This is a genomic window from Solibacillus sp. FSL H8-0523 (assembly GCF_038051985.1).
Lineage (GTDB): Bacteria > Bacillota > Bacilli > Bacillales_A > Planococcaceae > Solibacillus.
In genome coordinates this window covers 3,234,651-3,252,657 of the sequence record NZ_CP150291.1, presented here as the reverse complement: position 1 = coordinate 3,252,657, position 18,007 = coordinate 3,234,651, and the positions used below count along the sequence as shown (strand labels likewise).

20 protein-coding genes are annotated in these 18,007 nt (G+C 39.6%); 12 read left to right on the top strand and 8 right to left on the bottom strand.

Translation table 11 applies throughout. From position 1 onward, the window contains the following. Window positions 1-17: 17 nt before the first annotated feature. Both NSQ62_RS16350 and NSQ62_RS16345 read right to left on the bottom strand, forming a co-directional pair. Window positions 18-626 (bottom strand): hypothetical protein, encoded by a 609-nt coding sequence (locus NSQ62_RS16350; RefSeq protein ID WP_341321155.1) that lies wholly within the window; start codon window positions 624-626, stop codon window positions 18-20. A gap of 2 nt (window positions 627-628) precedes the next feature. Further along, window positions 629-1,261, bottom strand: a complete 633-nt coding sequence (locus NSQ62_RS16345; RefSeq protein ID WP_341321154.1) for a phosphate starvation-inducible protein PhoH — start codon at window positions 1,259-1,261, stop codon at window positions 629-631. Between the two features lie 241 nt (window positions 1,262-1,502). On the opposite strand from NSQ62_RS16345, the gene NSQ62_RS16340 reads away from it, so the two are divergent. The 6 genes from NSQ62_RS16340 to NSQ62_RS16315 all read left to right on the top strand — a co-directional run bounded on the left by NSQ62_RS16340 (window position 1,503) and on the right by NSQ62_RS16315 (window position 6,958). Beyond that, window positions 1,503-2,633 (top strand): ABC transporter substrate-binding protein, encoded by a 1,131-nt coding sequence (locus tag NSQ62_RS16340; protein ID WP_341321153.1) that lies wholly within the window; start codon window positions 1,503-1,505, stop codon window positions 2,631-2,633. A 20-nt stretch (window positions 2,634-2,653) separates the two neighbouring features. Beyond that, window positions 2,654-3,658: an iron ABC transporter permease gene (locus tag NSQ62_RS16335; protein ID WP_341321152.1), complete on the top strand. Its 1,005-nt coding sequence runs from the start codon at window positions 2,654-2,656 to the stop codon at window positions 3,656-3,658. Beyond that, window positions 3,655-4,485 (top strand): ABC transporter ATP-binding protein, encoded by an 831-nt coding sequence (locus NSQ62_RS16330; RefSeq protein ID WP_341323957.1) that lies wholly within the window; start codon window positions 3,655-3,657, stop codon window positions 4,483-4,485. Before NSQ62_RS16335 ends, NSQ62_RS16330 begins: the two co-directional genes overlap by 4 nt. A gap of 225 nt (window positions 4,486-4,710) precedes the next feature. Beyond that, complete coding sequence (locus NSQ62_RS16325; protein WP_341321151.1) at window positions 4,711-5,916, top strand: EAL-associated domain-containing protein; 1,206 nt, start codon at window positions 4,711-4,713, stop codon at window positions 5,914-5,916. 73 nt (window positions 5,917-5,989) lie between these two features. Further along, a complete protein-coding gene (locus tag NSQ62_RS16320) occupies window positions 5,990-6,490 on the top strand; it encodes an NUDIX hydrolase (RefSeq protein WP_341321150.1) in 501 nt (166 codons plus the stop codon). Between the two features lie 141 nt (window positions 6,491-6,631). Next, window positions 6,632-6,958: a YuiB family protein gene (locus tag NSQ62_RS16315; RefSeq protein WP_341321149.1), complete on the top strand. Its 327-nt coding sequence runs from the start codon at window positions 6,632-6,634 to the stop codon at window positions 6,956-6,958. A gap of 41 nt (window positions 6,959-6,999) precedes the next feature. On the opposite strand, the gene NSQ62_RS16310 is transcribed toward NSQ62_RS16315, so the two are convergent. Beyond that, on the bottom strand, window positions 7,000-7,476 hold the full coding sequence (locus NSQ62_RS16310) for a divergent PAP2 family protein (RefSeq protein ID WP_341323956.1): 477 nt from the start codon (window positions 7,474-7,476) through the stop codon (window positions 7,000-7,002). Between the two features lie 204 nt (window positions 7,477-7,680). Here NSQ62_RS16310 and NSQ62_RS16305 point away from each other — a divergent pair, with 204 nt between their 5' ends. The 3 genes from NSQ62_RS16305 to NSQ62_RS16295 all read left to right on the top strand — a co-directional run bounded on the left by NSQ62_RS16305 (window position 7,681) and on the right by NSQ62_RS16295 (window position 10,264). Continuing rightward, the gene (locus tag NSQ62_RS16305) at window positions 7,681-9,183 is read left to right on the top strand and encodes a leucyl aminopeptidase (RefSeq protein ID WP_341321148.1); all 1,503 of its coding nucleotides are present in this window, start codon (window positions 7,681-7,683) and stop codon (window positions 9,181-9,183) included. Between the two features lie 119 nt (window positions 9,184-9,302). Next, window positions 9,303-9,485 (top strand): uroporphyrin-III methyltransferase, encoded by a 183-nt coding sequence (locus tag NSQ62_RS16300; RefSeq protein ID WP_341321147.1) that lies wholly within the window; start codon window positions 9,303-9,305, stop codon window positions 9,483-9,485. A 218-nt stretch (window positions 9,486-9,703) separates the two neighbouring features. Beyond that, a complete protein-coding gene (locus NSQ62_RS16295) occupies window positions 9,704-10,264 on the top strand; it encodes a YufK family protein (RefSeq protein WP_341321146.1) in 561 nt (186 codons plus the stop codon). A 47-nt stretch (window positions 10,265-10,311) separates the two neighbouring features. Here NSQ62_RS16295 and NSQ62_RS16290 read toward each other — a convergent pair whose 3' ends face one another. Further along, a complete protein-coding gene (locus NSQ62_RS16290; protein WP_341321145.1) occupies window positions 10,312-12,165 on the bottom strand; it encodes a transglycosylase domain-containing protein in 1,854 nt (617 codons plus the stop codon). A 65-nt stretch (window positions 12,166-12,230) separates the two neighbouring features. After that, on the bottom strand, window positions 12,231-13,451 hold the full coding sequence (locus tag NSQ62_RS16285; protein WP_341321144.1) for an MFS transporter: 1,221 nt from the start codon (window positions 13,449-13,451) through the stop codon (window positions 12,231-12,233). Between the two features lie 217 nt (window positions 13,452-13,668). Here NSQ62_RS16285 and NSQ62_RS16280 point away from each other — a divergent pair, with 217 nt between their 5' ends. Both NSQ62_RS16280 and NSQ62_RS16275 read left to right on the top strand, forming a co-directional pair. Then, window positions 13,669-14,256: a peptidylprolyl isomerase gene (locus NSQ62_RS16280; RefSeq protein WP_341321143.1), complete on the top strand. Its 588-nt coding sequence runs from the start codon at window positions 13,669-13,671 to the stop codon at window positions 14,254-14,256. A 23-nt stretch (window positions 14,257-14,279) separates the two neighbouring features. Then, complete coding sequence (locus tag NSQ62_RS16275) at window positions 14,280-14,522, top strand: hypothetical protein (protein WP_341321142.1); 243 nt, start codon at window positions 14,280-14,282, stop codon at window positions 14,520-14,522. A 156-nt stretch (window positions 14,523-14,678) separates the two neighbouring features. On the opposite strand, the gene NSQ62_RS16270 is transcribed toward NSQ62_RS16275, so the two are convergent. Continuing rightward, complete coding sequence (locus NSQ62_RS16270) at window positions 14,679-15,845, bottom strand: MalY/PatB family protein (protein ID WP_341321141.1); 1,167 nt, start codon at window positions 15,843-15,845, stop codon at window positions 14,679-14,681. A gap of 82 nt (window positions 15,846-15,927) precedes the next feature. Between NSQ62_RS16270 and NSQ62_RS16265 the strand changes: the two genes are divergently transcribed. Next, on the top strand, window positions 15,928-16,188 hold the full coding sequence (locus tag NSQ62_RS16265) for a DUF1871 family protein (protein WP_341323955.1): 261 nt from the start codon (window positions 15,928-15,930) through the stop codon (window positions 16,186-16,188). A gap of 39 nt (window positions 16,189-16,227) precedes the next feature. Here NSQ62_RS16265 and NSQ62_RS16260 read toward each other — a convergent pair whose 3' ends face one another. Together NSQ62_RS16260 and NSQ62_RS16255 are read right to left on the bottom strand one after the other, a co-directional pair. After that, on the bottom strand, window positions 16,228-16,443 hold the full coding sequence (locus NSQ62_RS16260) for a helix-turn-helix transcriptional regulator (protein ID WP_341321140.1): 216 nt from the start codon (window positions 16,441-16,443) through the stop codon (window positions 16,228-16,230). A gap of 131 nt (window positions 16,444-16,574) precedes the next feature. Next, window positions 16,575-17,903, bottom strand: coding sequence for a sodium-dependent transporter (locus NSQ62_RS16255; RefSeq protein ID WP_341321139.1), 1,329 nt, complete (start codon window positions 17,901-17,903; stop codon window positions 16,575-16,577). Window positions 17,904-18,007 lie beyond the last annotated feature (104 nt).

Below are 18,007 nucleotides of genomic sequence, written 5' to 3'. Positions count from 1 at the left end.
AAGGGCACCCTTATTTTTTAAATTTCGCCTTGTACCAACCAAGGGAAGAAGCCGTCTAAGAAGCGTTCTGTTGCCGGCATGAAGTATGAGCCAAAGTGGTAGTCTGGATCAAGTGTTGTGACAATCCATGTACCTTTTGAGCTTACTTTATCGACGTAGAGTACAGCGCCACCATCGACGGTTGTGATGATTTTCTCCGCACCATCTATTGGCCAAAATACGCCGTGTTGGTGCCACGTTGCATCAGCAAGCGTTAAATAATTTTTAAATAAATCGTACTCGGGTGCTGCTAAGCGTAAACCGCTGTCGGCACCTTTTTCAAGCCACCACCAGAAGTTCGTTTCGCGGTCTTCCCATTTTTGGTTAGGAATCCAGTCGAATGGCTGTGGACCAAATGCCACGACAACCCCACCGCTTTCCGCAAAGCCCTGAATTTTCTCACGGTTTTTCATGAGTAAGCTTTCATTTAGCTGAGAAGGCACGAATAACACATCAAACACTGACAAGTCTGCCTTCTCGAAGTCAGGGAAGTACAATAGTTCTGTGATGTATTTTTTATATTTTGGTTCATTAAATGTACGATCATGTGGTGCATTTCCACTAAAGATTACAGCGATTTTCCTCACGGCTAAATATCCCCCTTTAAGCGTTTTGCTTCATCATGAATCCACTGTAACAACTGCGTACTAATACGGTCTGTAGATTTTTTTTGCATGCGCTGTGCAAATAAGTCTCGACCGGCGTGTGCAAAAATCGTGCCGTTTGTTGTGTTGCGGTCAATATACGTAATATGCGCATCATTCGGTAATGTTAATAACACCTCAGCTCCCTCAGGAACAGGTGTATGCGAGCCTCGTGCAAAGAAGCCTGCAACGCCTTTGTTGTACGTCATTTCATTTGTATCAACGCCCTCAAAAACCGGGTGCTCTTTTACGAATGAAATGTCATAGTCCGCAACGCCGTTTACTATTTTCGGAGTGAAAATCGGACAACCTGGTAGCCATTCACGAATTAAATGCCCACTCCAAACAACGATATTGCGATCATTTAAGTAATCTTCAATTTTCGCACGGTGACGCGTTAAATACACTTGATCGACAAAATCGTGTACGACGATACATTTATATGGTGTTACATCTAAATCGGCAAAATCATATTGGTCAATCACAGTAAAGTTTTCCGTAATAAATGGAGATGTTCGATTTTCGATACCAAAAGCATGTCCGGGATCGATAAATAAAATATCTTTTGTTTGAGCCACAAAAAGCCCTCCTCGTTTTAACTATTCTCAATTAGCATAAACTATTTTCTGATGAAAGTATTATAAAAATGATTTTAAATCAAAAATAATTATCGTAGTATCAAATTAATAATTCTAAAAATTCTAAGTATGTGTAAAAAGATTGACTATCTCCATTATTTAAATTAAAGTACTAGAAGGTATGAAAATCGTTCTCATTCTCAATTAGAAAAATCTAACAAATTTAGTGAGGGGTCTATAAATGAAGGGCAAGTATAAGTTTTTAACAGCGGCGGCAATGTCTGCTTTATTATTAGCAGCTTGTGGTAGTGATGAAGAAACGACAGTAAGTAAAGAATTAGAACTAACACAAGAATCGAAAATGGTGATCGATGAATTAAATCGTGAAGTTGAAATTCCAGCACAATTAGATAGCGTGGTAATGGGGTCTGTTTTACCGTACTTCTCTACATGGTTCATCGCAACGAACTCAACTGAAGAAATTAAAGGGATTCACCCGAACTCATATAACGCAGCAGCATTTTCAATCTTAAAAGATATTTCGCCAACAATTTTAGACGCGAAAACAAACTTTATTGAAAATGGCGAAGTAAACGTGGAGCAATTATTAGCACTTGATCCAGACGTATACTTTGAAATTGCCAACCAAGAAAAAACAGTTAAAAAGCTTGAAGAAACGGGTATTACAACGGTAGCGCTTGATACAGCGAATACGTCATTAAACCCACTAGATACAATCAATCGTTGGTTAAAGTTAACAGGCGAAGTTACAGGTACAACTGAGCGCCCAGCACAAATTATTGCTGAAGGTGAAGCAAACCAAAAAGAAATTAACGACAAATTAGCTGAAGCAGCGATTAAAGAAGAAGACAAGCCACGCGTATTCTTCCTGCAATATCATAGCGATGGTGAAATTTCAACTGCCGGTACAGGCATGCACGGTAATCGTTGGTTAAACGCAACAGGCGGGATTGATGTAGCAGCTGAAGCAGGTATCGAGGGAATTAAGCAAGTAAACATGGAGCAAATATATGAAATGAACCCAGACATCATTTACATTACAAACTTCACAGAAACGCAACCACAAGATTTAATGGACAACACGTTCAAAGGGCAAGACTGGAGTAAAGTAAAAGCGGTACAAGACGGCAAAGTTTACAAAATGCCACTGGGAATCTATCGCTGGTATCCACCAAGTGGGGACGCACCTTTAATGTTAAAATGGATGGCGCAGCACAACTACCCAGAAGTGTTTGACTATGACATGAACGCAGAGGTTAAAGATTACTACAAACGATACTACAATTACGATTTATCTGATGAGCAAGTAACAGGCATCTTCAATCCATCATCAGAAGCAGCAAAATACTAACACAATGAAGGTGGCTCATTATGAAGTCAAAGTTAATTAAACTGACACTTTTACTATTGCCACTCATTATAGCGCTTGTATCGATTGGAATCGGTCGTTATCAGATTGATTTCATCGTACAAATGAAAATATTGTTATCGCAAGTCATTCCAATGGAGCAAACATGGACAGATACAGAGGAGACGGTCGTGATGAACGTTCGTCTTCCACGTATTTTATTAGCCATGCTAATTGGCGGTGGATTATCGATCGCTGGTGCTGCATTCCAAGGGATGTTTGCAAACCCATTAGTCAGTCCTGATATACTTGGTGTATCTGCCGGGGCTGGCTTTGGTGCGTCTATCGGGATATTATTTTTCGGTACAGGTTTCACGATGCAAATGTTTGCGTTAGTAATGGGTATGTTGGCAATTGGATTTACATTTTTAATTGGTGGCGTGAAGCGCGATATGCCAATTTTCATGCTCGTTTTAGCAGGTACGGTAACAGGGGCCTTGTTCCAAGCACTTATTTCGTTAGTGAAGTTTCTAGCAGATCCGGAAGAAAAGCTACCATCGATTACGTACTGGTTAATGGGAAGTCTTGGGACGGCGAGTTATTCAGATTTAATGATTGGTGGCCCGTTAATTTTAGTCGGCATTCTGATTTTAGTGACACTTCGCTGGCGCTTAAATATTTTATCGCTGTCAGAAGAAGAAGCACGTTCACTCGGGATTTCAGTTACGAAATTAAAATGGTTAGTAATCGGCGGTGCGACATTAATTACGGCAGCAGCCGTGGCTATTGCCGGGATTATCGGTTGGGTTGGTTTAATTATTCCGCATATTGCGCGTATGATTGTCGGCAGTAATAACCAATACGTACTGCCAGCCTCGATTTCGATCGGTGCGATGTATTTACTAGTTATTGATACATTAGCCCGTAGCTTAACAGCAGCGGAAATTCCGTTATCGATTTTAACGGCCATTATCGGTGCACCATTCTTTGCCTATTTATTACGCAAAACTGGAGGTGGCTGGGGATAATGCTACAAGTAAAAGACGGCAACTATTTTTACAAGAAAAAAGGACGTAAAAAAGAGCAAACGTTTTTGTACAATAACGACATTAATTTCACTTTACAGCCAGGCGAAATCTTATCGATTCTTGGGCCAAACGGTGCCGGCAAAACAACGATGTTAAAATGTATGATGGGCTTATTCAAATGGGAGCGTGGCGAAACGCTGCTAGATGGGAAAGTGTTATCAAAAATGCCACAAAAAGACGTGTGGAAAATTATCGGCTATGTACCACAAGCATCGAAAATGACATTTAGCTATTCGATTTTAGATCTAGTGACAATGGGACGCGCGGTGTATATTGGCGCATTCCAACAGCCATCACAAAAAGACCGTGATGCCGCACATGAAGCGCTAGAGCTTGTTGGTATTTCACATTTGGCAGATCAGCCTTGTACAGCGGTAAGTGGTGGGGAACTACAGCTTGCTCTAATCGCGCGTACATTAGTTGCGGAGCCGAAGATTTTAGTATTAGATGAACCAGAATCACATTTAGATATTCATAAGCAAAAGATTATTTTACAAACGATTAAAAAGTTAGTAAAAGAGCGCGGCTTAGCTTGTGTTATTAATACACACTATGCAAACCATGCCTTTTATTTTGGTGATAAAGTATTAATGGTCGCAAAAGACCAACCGATTATTACAGGCCCAGTGTCAGAAATTATGACCGAGCAAAACATTCTCGATTACTTCCATATCGAAGTGAAACGCCTACGCCATGAGATTGACGGTCAAGTATACGAAACAATGGTACCGAAATATTTTGGCACCGATTATAATGTAAACTTTTAATAAAAGCTTTCTTCGAGACATATAAATCGAAGAAAGCTTTTTTTTGCTATAACAAAATAAACCCTATCGCGTTACTAGGAAATAGCGTATACTTTTGTCATAATGAATTTTTTGAATTATTATTAAGTTAATGGGATTAAGAAGGGGTATAACGAGGATGAATTTTCATCTGGAGGCATAACCTTTTCATATAAAATATGTCTTTATACAAAGGGAGGCTTATTCATGGGTATTTTAGAAATACTAGATAAACTTGATCAAATTGAAATATTATATGAACCAATTTATAGTGCAGATGGTCATCGTGTCGTTGCGTATGAAGTGATTGGCCAAATAGAAGGTGAAACGGGCCTTGTAAATATTGAGCACTTTACATACGAGCAAGAGGTACCGATAGAGATGCGTGCTGAAATTGAGCAGCTATTTGTTCGTAAAGCGTTGCAAGCAGCGTCGCATTTAATCGCGGAAGTAGGGCTCTATATCCCGTGCAATCCAAATTTGTTAGCGAATGATTACGGAGAAAGTTATTTTGCCATGTTAAAAGAGCTGATTGACGAGGAAAATTTACCGCAAATTACATTGGTGATGGCTGAACATAAATACAAAGGTGATGTGAGGCAACTTCATCATGCCATTCGCTACATTAAAACGTATGGGGTGAAAATTGCGCTTGCAGATGTTGGTTCACAAACACTACTAGAAAACTTACTGATGGTAGAACCGGCTGTATTAAAAATTAATGTCGGGCAGCTAAACTATAACTTGTGGGGCGCACAAAACCATGCCTTTGCTACAATACGTGCACTTGCGGTGAAGATGGGTACACTGTTATTAATTGAAAACATTGAAACGGTATACCAGCTACAGCACGGCTGGAAAAACGGCGCACGCTATTATAAAGGCCCGTATTTACAAGCACCAAATAAAGAATTTGCGTCACGTGATGCGTTAAAGGAACGTTTCCGTAGTGAATGCGAGCAGTTTATTACGACGGAGAAAAAGCAGCTACTGCATAAATACGAGGAAATGAAACGTCTCGAAAAAACAATTTGTACAATTGTTGAGCAAATACAACCCTCTAGTAAGCAACAGGAAAAGTTAATGCAGCTAGCGAACACACTTCAAAACTGTGCGTTCCGAATTTATATTTGTGATAATAACGGATTTCAAACGAGCCCGAACATTTGCTGGATAGACGGCAAGTGGGAAGTGCAAGAGACAGCTGTCGGGAAAAACTGGAGCTGGCGTCCGTATTTTTTATTAAATATTATTAAGCTAGCGAAGGATCATAAGGGAGATCTGTCATCGGTTTATAGTGATATCGAAACAGGCGAATTAACACGCACGTATTCAATGGCACTAGCAAATGAAGAGTTTTTATTTATTGATATTGCCTATGATTACTTATATGAGCATAATATTGTCAACTAATGTACAAAGAACTTAACAACAAAAACATGTAAAGTGAATACTTTGCATGTTTTTCGTATACGGGGGACTAAATATGGCAAAGAGGGACAGAGGGAAAGTGTGGCTAGGGGTGGGTTCGATCGTAGAAAATGCGAAGGGTGAATGGCTACTTGTAAAAAAAACATATGGTGGATTAAAAGGCATTTGGTCCTTACCGGCAGGGTTTGTACAAGAAGCAGAAACGGTAACAACGGCTGCGATGCGTGAAGTGTTAGAAGAAACAGGGATTGCGTGTCATGTCATTGGGCTTGTTGGATTTCGTTCGGGTGTTATTGCACGAGAAATTAGTGACAATATGGCGATCTTTTATTGTAAACCAGTTGAGGAGGATGCACCTTTTGTACTGCAAGAGCGTGAAATTATCGAGGCATGCTGGATGGCGCCGAGTGACATTGCGGTCAATGAGTTATCGTCTGTCATGCTAAAAGAGATGGCACAAGAGCATGTGGCACGTCACATGCATCCCATTATTGAAGATATTAATCCTGGCGATGTATTTGGCTATAGCGAATATCATTTATATTTCAAGAAATAACACTTAGAAAATGATAGAAACTAGATTTAATATGAATAAATTCTGACAATTACGTTCTTATTTTCATTATTATGGATGTCTGATTGAAAGCTACCCACTAATCATGTAAAATTATGAGAGATTATTGGGGGTATACATAACATGAATGATGTTTCGTTAGTGCAATTAATTATTTCAATTGTGTTATTTTTTGTCATGTTTTTCGGAATTGGCTTTTTGATCAACATGTTATTACGAATGACGTGGCTAATGGCCGTGCTTTATCCGATTGTCGTTGTCTTCATTATTGATGAAGTGAGCTTTTTAGATTATATTTTCAAGCCAGGAACAGCTTTCCCGGCATTAGTCGACAAAGCTCAAGCGCTACAACTTGTAGATATTTTAATTTTATCAGGTGGTTTTGGTGGGGCAATTGTTGCAGGATTTGTGATGATCGCGCTACGTAAAGCAGGCTACCGAATGTTCTAACCAAGATGTAAAAAACACGCCTACAATTGTAAGCGTGTTTTTTAGATTAGGAATATATACCAAGTAATAGACAGTACAATTCCTGCGAGTCCTCCGATGAGAACCTCGCTTTTTTTATGTCCAAGGAGTGTTTTTAAGTCTTGAATTCTTTCCCGTTCGTTCATTTCTGGCCAGCGTTTAATTTCCTTGAAAAATAGCTGTAAGTCGTGACGTAGTTCATTTAGCACCGCGGCATGCTGTCCGGCTTGGAAGCGCACGTGGCTTGCATCGTACATGACGATTCCGGCGAGCATCGCAGCGACAGCGAAAGTAGGGGAATCAAAGCCTGTTTCAAGGCCAACTGCGGTTGCAATACTTGTAACGGCGGCTGAATGCGAACTCGGCATACCCCCTGTAGATGTCAGTAAGCTCCAGTCGATTTTTTTTGTGACAATAAAATTAATCGGCACCTTTAATAATTGCGCAAAAAGAATGGCACTCACACCTAGCCAAAGTGGCGTATTTTGTAAAAGTTCGATGATTACACCTACTTTCTCGTAATTGCTATTATTATAGCACTGATGCTATTATTTTTTTATATCTTAATTCGATAAAAGTCGAAATTGCTCGTTTGTTGGCAAAGCATCTACATTACTTAAAAAATCGGGGAATTTAGGGTATTTCGTTTCCCGAACTACCTTTTTTGGTTATAATGGAAACTAGATATAAGGAGGCGTTTTGTTATGAATATCAATACAGTAGCACAAACATTCGACACACAAACTTCAGAAACATTAATTATCGGGGTACAAAAGCACCGCGAGCAAATGAAAAACTGGCCAGCATTTAGCGAATTTTACGGTGAAACAGTAGACGCTTGGTTACGTGCAGGCGAAATTACGACAGACTTAAAAAAAATTACGAAACTACCATATGCAGGCCCACAAGCGACATTAAAACGCGTATACTTCGTTGGTTTAGGTGAACGAAAAAACCTAAAGGCTGATGACTTACGTGAAGTATTTGCCGCAGTAGGTAAAGAATTAAAAGCAGCGAAAATTGGTAATGTGGCACTTTGGATAGAGTCATTTACAACAGATGATCTAGAAGAAACAGAAGTTGCTTACTTAGCTGGTGAAGGCTTAAACCTAGGCTTTTACTCTGTACAAAACTATAAAACAACGTCAAACGAAACAGACGTACACTTTGATCAAATCCAATTCGTAACAGATACGGAAATGGATGATGTTGTCACAAACTTTGAAGTAGGGAAAATTTATGCGGATGCGGTAAATGAAGCGCGTACATTAATTAACTTACCGCCAAACTTATTAACAGCAACGGATTTAGCAAACTATGCAACAGAGCTTGCGAATCAGTATGACCTAGAAATCGAAGTGTTAAACAAAGAACAACTAGAAGAGCTTGGTATGGGTGGTATCTTATCTGTTAATAAAGGCTCAGTAGAGGAACCTCGTTTAATTACTATCAAATACCAAGGGAAAGAAAAATGGGAAGATGTCATCGGCTTTGTCGGTAAAGGCGTAACGTACGACACAGGCGGTTATTCACTAAAACCACGCGAAGGCATGGTTGGAATGAAAGGCGACATGGGTGGCGCAGCTTCTGTACTTGGTGCGATGCGCATTATCGGTGAAACACGTCCTAAACAAAATGTTGTCGCAGTTATCGGTTCTACAGACAATATGGTTTCAGGCGAAGCGTTTAAGCCAGATGATGTCATTACCATGTACAACGGCAAAACTGTAGAAGTGTTAAATACCGATGCGGAAGGTCGCTTAGTACTTGCAGATGCTACTACGTATGCAAAACAACAGGGCGCAGATTATTTAATCGATGTCGCGACATTAACAGGTGGTGTTATCGTTGCGCTTGGTAAAGATAAAACAGGCGCGTTAACGAACAACGAAGAATTTTTCGAAGAATTTATGTATGCTGCACTCGAAACAGGTGAGTTCGTATGGCGCTTACCATTAACGGAAAGCGACAAAAAACGTATCCGTAAATCAGATGTGGCTGACTTAAACAACTCACCAGGTCGTGACGGTCATATGATTTTCGGTGGTGGTTTCGTAGGAGAATTCGCAGAAAATACCCCTTGGATTCACCTAGATATTGCAGGAACTTCAGATGCAGATGCACCACATGCATTAGGCCCTAAAGGTGGGACAGGTGCTATGGTTCGTACGCTTGCGACATTAGTAGAATTACGTGACAACCAATAATAGACGTTTAAAAATCGCTTGTTAAGTGTAAAAACTTAACAGGCGTTTTTTTAGGAGTATTTACGAACTCAATAGGATGACATACATATGCTAATAGAAAGGGGAGGAGGCAGTCTTAGTTGGTGAATCCATATCCATACGGTGGCTACGGGCTTTATCCATTTGGTGCACCATTTTTAGGAGGGTTTTTAGGTAGTTTTTTAGGGGGATCATTTAATCGTTATCCACCTCCGTACTATTATTATCCGCCGTACCCATCATACCCATACCCTTATCCACAATACCGCAGACGCTACAGGTAACAGCCAAGGTCAATAGAGGGTTGCTCGTAACATCATTGTTCGCTATGATAAAGTAAAACTTCAATCAGTGGGGGTTTTCAAACTCCACTGATTGTTAGTTTTCACCAATCGAGCTTTTGCGGGCAGCTAATCGCCCACCAAGTCTTGACATGGGCGTCTTACTGCCCGTTACTGCGGGGTAAATGAAGAAATATGACAAGTTTTGAGGGAAATTATTTATGAAAAATCCATATTTATATGGCTATTTACCACTAATTACAATCATTTTATTTAGCTTTACATTTGGGCTATTTGCCGTATCAGAATCACTGCAGCTTTTTCAGGCAATCGGCGTTTATAATGGAATGCGCGAGTTTTTATCAGATTTAGAGTTGCGCTTTGTGTTATTAATTGTGTTTGCACTTATTTTTTTCATGATTTTTTCAGCCTTAAAATTAATTGGCGAAACGATTCATGAGCTAGGCATGTTATTTTTCTCGAAGGATAAAGAAGGCCAAACAATTCATGCGGCACGTGGAGGCTATGTAATTTTCTTCTTTGGTGCTTTCGCTTCTGTCATCGGGATTCAGTCTATTATGGTTCTAGTAACGGTTTTTATAGTAACGGTATTTTTTTATTTTATTTTTAATGTCTATAAAATGAGTCAGCATATGTCATTTGTTGGTGTCATTGGGCTGATTTTCTTTGAAGTGTTATCATGGTTTTTATTACTCGCGTTAATTGTCTATGCGGTCGTGAAGCTATATAACGGAGTACTCGCGAGTTTGCCGTTTGTTTAATAAAAAAGCGTATTTGTCTGAGGAAATCCCAGACAAATACGCTTTTTTCAATCAGTTATTGCATTAAAGATTTTGAAGTGAATTTTTTGTTTTTCAATGGCTTGCATCGAGCGCGGGGTATCGTAGCCAATCCACACGGCTGTTGTGTAATCATTCGTTAAACCGGCAACCCAATAATCTTTGAATTGGTTCGTCGTGCCGGTTTTCGCGCCGATGTAGCCTGAATAGCTATACAAGCCTTTACCTGTTCCTGACGTCACAACTTCATTCAGTAAATCGCGCATTGTATTGACCGTGCTTGCCGACCAAATTTCTTCACGCTCACGTGGCCAGCTATAAATCGTTTCGCCCTGTAAGTTTGTGACTTTGCGAATACTACGCGCTGGTGCATAAAACCCATCGATAAAGCTTGAATAGGCATCTGCTAATTCAAGTGAAGTTACCCCGTACGTTAAGCCACCTAAAGCCGTAGCGTATGTGCGGTCTTTGTCTACGATTGAGCCGAACTGGAAACGATCAATATATGAAAATGCGGTATCCACACCGATTGCATCATATAATCGAAGTGCACTTGTATTGATACTTTCTTGGAAGGCCTTAGCAATTGTTACGTTACCATACCAAATGCCCCCGTAGTTTTCCGGGCAAAAATTGCCGACACAATACTGGGCACCACTAACAGTCGAATTTTTCGTAGCAGTGGTCGTTTCAAAATACGGTGCAAACACGCTAATCGGCTTAAATGCAGAACCCGGCTGGCGAGGCGATTGGAAGGCACGGTGTAAATCGTGCTTTTTATAATCCTTGCCGCCATAAATGCTAACGATTTCACGCGTGTCATTATTGATAATCGTTGCACTCGCCTGTAATTCAGCGTTCCCTAAAATTGTATTGATAGCCGCTTCGTCTTGCTGCTGTTTCTCGGGCTGTAATGCAGTATACACATGAATGCCTTGCTTTAAAATTTCATCGACTTCTTTTTGAAGCTCAAGCTGTAAAAACTCTTTTTCCATTTTATCGGTCGTTTTGGCAATTTGCTCATGGTAGCCGGTTTGCTGACCGATTAACCATTTTAATTCTTGTAACACATAGGTGCTATAGCTTGGATAGTTCTGAATTTTTGATTTTACCGCAAGCGTAATCGGTTCTTGCTTATACATCACTGCTTCTTGCGTAGTTAAAAGTTGATGCTCGACTAATTTATCAAGTAAGCGTTCTTGACGAGCCTTCGTGTTGTCAAAATTTTGTAACGGATCATATAATGAGGGATTGTTTGGAATGGCTGCGATAAATGCCATTTCCGCTAAGGATAGCTTATCAATTGGGCGGTCAAAATAATAAGTTGCCGCTGCTCCAATCCCGTATACTTGGTTACTAAAGTACATTTCATTTAAATACATTTCTAAAATTTGTTCTTTCGAATAGTACTTTTCAAGTTCATATGAATAAAAAAGTTCCATTAATTTACGCTCGTATGTTTTATCAACCGATAAATAGCGCATACGTACAAGCTGCTGTGTGATTGTCGAGCCACCTTGTTGGATGGATTGCTCACTCGTATTGGCGATAAAGGCACGTGCAATCGCACTGACATCAAAGCCCAAATGATTATAGAAATGTTCATCTTCACTATAAATAAAAATTTCCTTAACCACTTCGGGAATTTCATCAAGCTTCAATGGCTGTGACCATTCTGTATATTCCTCACTAAAAATAGCGTTGTTTGCGTCATACAAAGTAATCGGTAAGGGAGAGACCGTTTCTTCTGGAAGCTCGATTGATTTTTCAATGACTTGACTGTGTTGCTGTGCTTTCGCGATTTCTTTCCATGCTTCGCTTCCGACAAAAAGCAGTAAAGGGATGCTACATAAAATTAATACATAGCCAAAAACTTGTTTCATAGATTAGCCTCCCAATCAATTACGTTAAATATATCTAAAAAGAATAACATAATTAGACCATACATTTAAGCGTGATTTTTTAAAAGCTCGTCCATGTACTGAATCGGAAGCTTTCGTAAAAAGTAGATGACGACAAAGGCAATTAAAAATAAAAGGCCGGTTGTATAAAATACAGAGTGAATGCCACCAAGACTTGCAACAAATCCCCCAAGTACAGGTCCTAAAATATTACCTAAGAAACGGAAACTTTGGTTATAGCCCATAATTTCACCCTGCACTTCAATCGGTGCTTCACGGCGAATAAGTGCGGTTGTAATAGGAATAAGTCCACCCGACACAATCCCAAATAAAAAGCGTAACACGATTAGTTGCCACAGCTCGGTAACAAATGCCTGTGGAATAATAAAGACGACTGCTGAAATGAGTAAGTAGGATAACACTTTTTCATAGCCGTGATGGTCACTTAATTTTCCCCAAAAACGTGCAAATAATAGATTCCCAAGCCCCGCGGCACTAAAGGTAATTCCGGCAAGCATCGCGACTTCCTGTGCATGAGAAAGTTCGGATACGTAAAGGGAAAGTAGCGGTTGAATACTAAAGTTGCCGATTTGAATGAGTGTTGTGACGAGCATGACATTTAAAAGGAGGCGGTGGTGGAAAATGGCCCAAACGACATTTTTTCGCGCGTAAACCGAGCTTTTTAATTTGCGAATAATGGTAGGCTCATGAATGCCAATAATAATGATGATTGCGGCAACGGTAATTAACGTTGCAGTAATGATAAACGTATACTTAAAGCCAAATGCATCGGCCATCATCCCACCGAGTACCGGACCGAATAATGTCCCACCGACACTACCCATTTGTAGGGTGCCTAGTGTTTTACCGGCCACTTCTTTTGGTGTGTGCTTACTAATGAATGCCATTGAGGTTGGTATAAAGCCGGTAACAACGCCCATTGCGAGTCGCAGTAAGAAGAACTGCTCGACATTTTGTACATAGCCCATTAAAAAAATACTAGTCGCGATGCCGAAACAGTTAATAATCATAATCGGTTTATAGCCGTATTTATCGGCGATGCGTCCCCAAATAGGTGACATAATTAAAGCCGTAACAAATGTTGCTGCAAAAATTAAACCTGCCCATGTTTGTACATAGCTATCACTGAATTCACCTAGCGTATCGATATATAGCGACAAGAACGGCATAATCATTGTAGTAGAGGCTGCTACGATAAAATTGGCTACCAAAATGATGATGAAATTATGTTTCGTATTTTTTGTCAAAATAGATCACATTCTTTCTTGATTTTTGAATAATTAAATTTTAGTATAACTTATTTCGATTTCCGAAGAAAGTGCTTAGCAAGTTAATAGCAGAAAATGCATAACTTGTGGTAAACTGAAACTTGGCAATGACGGAGGACATAGAAAACACTAGAAAACGCATACTACTTGTTATCTATACCCAACCGTTTACAATTTATTTAAAGGAGAGACAAATATGTTTCCACAATTAGCAAAAGAATTAAATCCAGGTGAAGTATTAGTAGAAATGAACACAACAATGGGTTCAATTAAAATTAAATTATTCCCACAACATGCACCAAAAACAGTTGAAAACTTTTTAGGTCACGCAAAAGCTGGCTACTATAACGGCATTATTTTCCACCGTGTTATTCCAAAGTTTATGATTCAAGGTGGCGACCCAACTGGTACAGGTATGGGCGGCGAATCAATTTGGGGCGGTTCATTTGAAGATGAGTGTGTAGAAGCGTTAATTCACTTACGCGGCGCATTATCAATGGCAAATGCGGGACCAAATACAAACGGTTCTCAATTCTTCATCGTTCAAAACCCATCACTTGATGTAGCAATGTTAAAACAAATGGAAGTTCGCGGCTGGTCTAAAGAAGAAGTAGCACTTTACAAAGAAGTAGGCGGTACACCAACGTTAGACGGTAAACATACAGTATTCGGACAAGTAATCGAAGGTATGGAAGTTGTTGACAAAATTGCGAACGTTGACCGAAATATGCACGATAAACCAAAAGAAGATGTTAAGATTGAGTCAATCACAATTATTGACTAATTTTTAAAGGATGTGTTTCGCGGGTGGATCAATTATTAATCAATTTCTCTGGTGGCTTTTTATATTTCCCGGAAGATAAATCGCTTTACTTCCCGGCTGCTATTGAATTTGGCATTTTAATTATTATTGTTTTTGCGACATTTTTTTTATTCCGTCGAATTTCTGCTCGTCAAGCCGAAAAGGCAAAACATCTAGAGGCACGCGCATTACAAGAACGTAATGAACGCATGGCTAAGGAACAAAAAATAACTATGCAAAAGCAATAAGCAAAAAAAAGCGTCTCCCACGAGGAAGACGCTTTTTTGTATGGTTTTGGTTCATCACCATTGCATAGGCTTGCTTTTCTAATAAAATTTACTTTCGTGCCCGCGGAAAGCGTCCGCCGTAGCGCGGCAGAACGGATCGGATTAAAAATCTTCATTTTATTGCAAAGCTTTTTTAATCCCGTCAACGCCTTGCTTTACTAAATCAAACGGAGAGGCAACATTCATACGGAGGAAGCCGCGACCTGCTTCGCCGTATTTTGTACCTGGATCCAGTGCAACAAACCCTTTATGTAGTAGACGTTCCATCATCTCTTGTTCGTCAAGACCTGTTTCGCGGTAATCAATCCACATTAAGTACGTTGCTTCAGGAACTGTTGTGTGAATGCCAGGTAATGCATTTAGTTCATTTACGACATATTCCATATTCGTCTTTAAATAAGGTAACAGCTCATCTAACCACGGAGCGCCTTTTGTGTACACGGCCTCTACCGTTGTACAGGCGAAAATATTCAAACCGAGCTGCCCGTGTGCTTGCGCGTCTGCTTCTAAAGCAGTAAAGAGCTCTTTATTTGGTACAACCATCATTGCTGCATGAATACCAGCGATGTTGAAGGTTTTTGTAGGTGCGATACAAGTGATGATTTTGGCTTTGTCAGCATCCTTAACTGTTAATGTAGGCGTGTATGTTTTTGTAATTAAAATATCCGCATGAATTTCATCGGCAAGTAAATACACGTCATATTTAATACATAACGCGACAAGTTGCTCTAGCTCTTCTTTGCTCCAAACGATGCCAATTGGGTTATGTGGGTTACATAAAATAAACATCGCAATGCCCGATTTAAACATGCTTTCGAGTTTGTCGAAATCTAACGTATAATGCCCATTTTGCTCTGTTAGCTCACATGTTACAACTTCACGCTGCTGGGCAGATGGGACGTTCACAAATGGTGGATAGGCAGGTGTTACCATGCCGATTTTATCGTTTTTGTTCGTAAAGGTTTCAATGATTGCAGCGATTGCAGGCACAACACCTGGTTGGAATAAGATGGTTTCGGAATCGATTGTCCAGTTATGACGTGTTTGATACCAGTTCACGACAGCATCTTTCACATCGCAGTTTGCGTACGTATAACCAAAAATAGGGTGCTTTAAGCGTTCTGTAATTGCTTCACTTACGACAGGTGGTGCGGGGAAGTCCATGTCAGCAATCCACATTGGTAATAGCTTCGATGTATCTTCTAAGTTGTAAACATCGCGCATTTTATCCAATTTAATCGAGCTAGAACCCTTGCGCTCATGAATTTCGTTAAAAAATGACATTATTAGCCCTCTTTTCTTTTTGATCTGTTCGAACCTATGTTATCATACTAACGAATAGAAAGAGAGTAGTAGGGTGAATAAAATGGAAAATGTGGAAATGAACCAGAAGTGTGTCCAGCTATTACTTGATTGGGATCCATTTAGCTTAGGGCAAGGAAGTTATGAAACGGAGACTGCAGATGTTGTTGCGGCATTACAAGGAATTGACGACCCATCTGAGCTAGCAAAAGTCATTCAAACCGTTTATGAATACTCTTACGAACAATGGATTCCGTTTGAAAATTGCGTCGCGATTTCCTACAAATTAATCGCCGTGAAATTCGAAGCAAAATGTATTATTTAAAAAATGTGAGCACCTAGATGGGCGCTCACATTTTTTGGTTTAAGATACATTTGTGGTGCCATCTACTAAGTTGGAAACGGGTACTTGTAAAATTGTTGATAATAAGAGCATGGTTTGTGTTGAAGGGGTTTGGTCACCGTTTTCAAAGGCTGTTAATTTTTCAACACCGATTTGGGTTTTCTTTGAAAGCTCTTCAATCGTCAAATTTTTTTCTAAACGTAATAGCTTTAGTTGTTCATGAAGTGCAAGTTTCATGTGGTGCACATCCTTCCGATTAGTTTTTTGATAATTCTAATTATAATATGCAGCAAGCGTTATGAAATGCAATTTTTTGTCAAAAAGATGAATAATAAAAAAGCTACCCCACAAATGAGGTAGCTTATAATTTAGCTAAAGAATACTTTATTAACGAAGATAGCGATGATACAGATTGGCGCTAAGTAACGCACGATAAAGTACCAAATATGATAAATCACAGGTGATGTTTGCATTTCTTCACGTGAAATATTTTTCGAGTAATGATAGCCCGCAAAAATCGATGTTAACAAGGCACCAATAGGCATTAAAATGGCACTTGTAAAATAATCAACAAAGTCGAAAATCGAACGGTCAAAAATTGAAACGTCAGATAAAAGTCCAAATGATAGGGCGCTCGGAATCCCAACGATGAAAATAATGGCCGCAAACAGCCAAGATGCTTTTTTACGCGATTCGCTTTTTTCGCGAATTCCCATCGAGACAACAACTTCTAGTAAAGCGATGGCTGATGTGACAGTTGCGAATAATAATAGAATAAAGAACACCAGTAATAGTGCGCTACCAAACGGTAATTGCTCAAAGACAGCCGGAATCATTATAAATACGAGTCCAGGTCCTTCAGTTGGCGAGAAGCCAAGCGCGAATACTGCTGGGAAAATAACTAAACCAGCAAGTAATGAAATCGCGATGTTCATTGTCGCCACGTTTATCGCAGAAGTAACAATCTTTTCTTTACGCGATAAATACGAGGCGTATGTAATCATCGCTGCTACCCCAATACTTAACGAGAAGAATGCCTGACCAAGCGCTAAAATTAATGTTTCTCCATTAAAGTACGACCAATCTGGAATGAACATGAATTTCACGCCTTCGATTGCACCGTCTAATGTAATTGAACGAATGAATAGTAAAATGAAGAAAATAAATAACAGCGGCATCATCCACTTACTCGCTGCTTCAATGCCTTTTTTAATTCCAGCTTGTACAATCAATAACGTAAGTAGCATAAATGCGGCTTGTGCAAGCAACACTTCCCAAGGATTTGCAATAATATCTGAAAATAGTGCGCCAAAATCAACGTCTTTTCCTGTTAATGAAAATGTCAGTGCGCGGCCGATATAACTTAAAATCCATCCACCAACTACGCTATAGAACGATAAAATTAATCCACAAGCAACAAGACCGATCCAACCAATCATGTACCAAGGCTTCCCTGGTGCTTGCTCTTTAAATGACGTAATCGGATCTTTTTGACCGCGACGCCCTATCATAAATTCTGCAATTAAAATCGGTAGCCCGATAATGACTGTACATAAAATGAATAATAAAATAAAAACACTACCACCATTTGTGCCGGCCATGTAAGGGAACTTCCAAATCGCCCCTAATCCGATTGCACTACCAGCAGCAGCTAAAATGAATCCAATCTTAGATGTGAATTGATCTCTAGATGACAAAATATGACCTCCTTATAAATATACAAGTACCCATTTTACAACAATCCGATGAAATAATGCAAAATTTTTTGAAAATGCAATTATTCTAGATGAAATCCCGCACA

What these genes read in the sequence shown, in the direction of transcription:
- NSQ62_RS16340 (WP_341321153.1), top strand. Translation starts at nt 1,503, where the DNA reads ATGAAGGGCAAGTATAAGTTTTTAACAGCGGCGGCAATGTCTGCTTTA.
- NSQ62_RS16335 (WP_341321152.1), top strand. Translation starts at nt 2,654, where the DNA reads ATGAAGTCAAAGTTAATTAAACTGACACTTTTACTATTGCCACTCATT.
- NSQ62_RS16325 (WP_341321151.1), top strand. Translation starts at nt 4,711, where the DNA reads ATGGGTATTTTAGAAATACTAGATAAACTTGATCAAATTGAAATATTA.
- NSQ62_RS16320 (WP_341321150.1), top strand. Translation starts at nt 5,990, where the DNA reads ATGGCAAAGAGGGACAGAGGGAAAGTGTGGCTAGGGGTGGGTTCGATC.
- NSQ62_RS16315 (WP_341321149.1), top strand. Translation starts at nt 6,632, where the DNA reads ATGAATGATGTTTCGTTAGTGCAATTAATTATTTCAATTGTGTTATTT.
- NSQ62_RS16305 (WP_341321148.1), top strand. Translation starts at nt 7,681, where the DNA reads ATGAATATCAATACAGTAGCACAAACATTCGACACACAAACTTCAGAA.
- NSQ62_RS16295 (WP_341321146.1), top strand. Translation starts at nt 9,704, where the DNA reads ATGAAAAATCCATATTTATATGGCTATTTACCACTAATTACAATCATT.
- NSQ62_RS16290 (WP_341321145.1), bottom strand. Translation starts at nt 12,165, where the DNA reads ATGAAACAAGTTTTTGGCTATGTATTAATTTTATGTAGCATCCCTTTA.
- NSQ62_RS16280 (WP_341321143.1), top strand. Translation starts at nt 13,669, where the DNA reads ATGTTTCCACAATTAGCAAAAGAATTAAATCCAGGTGAAGTATTAGTA.
- NSQ62_RS16270 (WP_341321141.1), bottom strand. Translation starts at nt 15,845, where the DNA reads ATGTCATTTTTTAACGAAATTCATGAGCGCAAGGGTTCTAGCTCGATT.
- NSQ62_RS16265 (WP_341323955.1), top strand. Translation starts at nt 15,928, where the DNA reads ATGGAAAATGTGGAAATGAACCAGAAGTGTGTCCAGCTATTACTTGAT.
- NSQ62_RS16260 (WP_341321140.1), bottom strand. Translation starts at nt 16,443, where the DNA reads ATGAAACTTGCACTTCATGAACAACTAAAGCTATTACGTTTAGAAAAA.